A 1,201-nucleotide genomic window follows, 5' to 3' on the forward strand; every position below is an offset into this window, starting at 1 on the left:
CAGATTACTGGACATACATCCATTGGGGTGTCAAAAGTGTTTGAGCAATGGATTCCAAGTAACGGACGAACATAGTTAAAGACTGAACGTGCCCACGCAAACAGGTGATGCCTTGACGAAAAAACGAAACCGACATTGCACGGTTTCCATTTCGATACACTTTCTGCTTCAAGGAGCCATTTTCAAACGCTTCTTTTAGGGATAACACGTAAGCCATCACGACGATGGCAATGAGCAACATGATCTTGCCATCATCTTTAAAGTTTAGGTCCTCAATATTGAAGCCCTGCGTTTTGAGTTGCTTGAAATAGGTCTCGATCCGCCATCGACGGCGATAGACTTCCGTGATTTTGACCTTGTGAGTGAGGCTGGATATGAAATATAAAAGTGGCTCATTTGGCTCATTCTTGGGGTTTTTGAGCATCACGATAGATAGAGTACATCCATTTAATATGAACTGTTTGATGACGCCCCGCTTGCGGTGGTAGGCTTGCCGAATCAGTTTTGAATAAGCTGGGCCAGGTGCTGCGCTAATAGCTAACCGATAACAGCCTTCACTAAGCCGGATGACGAAGTCGATGCCTGCTAGATGAAGATAACGAATCCACTTCTCACCCATATACTCACGGTCAGCTAATAGAATTTTACCCTGCAATCGGTAATAATGTAGCGCTTCAGTCATTAATTGTTGGCGTTCTACTTCGCTACTATGACCCTTTTTATGAAGTTGAATCCAATAGATTGGGATAGCCGTATCTCGATAAAGGATGCACAGGGTTAATAGATGAATGGGTTTCTTACCCACCCGCCAAGTGGTCGCGTCCAGGATTAAGTGAGTAATTCGACTTTGGAAGAGCCTGAAAACGAACTGAAGTATACAGATGACTAATCGATTGGGTTTTGGCACTCGAAAAAAGCGGATAAGTCTTTTGTAATGGGAATCGGCTTTGGTCTGCTCATTAGCCAGGAGTTGAGGCAGATAATCTTTAAGGACGTTCAGATTGGTGGTTCGGGCCAGAACAATGGCCGAGCAGACCAGAAGTAAATTTCGGAAGATATGTTCTGGCAGATCCGGAAAGAACCGTCTACATTTGGTAAAAAGTGGCTTGGCCATAGTGGTAGTTTAGATAAGTTTTAGCGAACTTAAACTTACCATCGGTCAGCCACTTTTCTGCTTTTATCCCTCATGTCCAGTAATCTG

At 43.9% G+C, this 1,201-nt stretch carries 1 protein-coding gene; it reads right to left on the reverse strand.

Annotated elements, in window-relative coordinates:
• Window positions 1–4 precede the first annotated feature (4 nt).
• Window positions 5–1,114, reverse strand: a complete 1,110-nt coding sequence (locus ACFSUS_RS29030) for a transposase (protein WP_381528798.1) — start codon at window positions 1,112–1,114, stop codon at window positions 5–7.
• Between the last annotated feature and the right edge of the window lie 87 nt (window positions 1,115–1,201).

The sequence above is a fragment of the Spirosoma soli genome, from assembly GCF_042684525.1.
GTDB lineage: Bacteria > Bacteroidota > Bacteroidia > Cytophagales > Spirosomataceae > Spirosoma > Spirosoma soli.

Bases quoted from the DNA above. Each gene is read 5' to 3' on its own strand.
- ACFSUS_RS29030 (WP_381528798.1), bottom strand. From the start codon at position 1,114: ATGGCCAAGCCACTTTTTACCAAATGTAGACGGTTCTTTCCGGATCTG.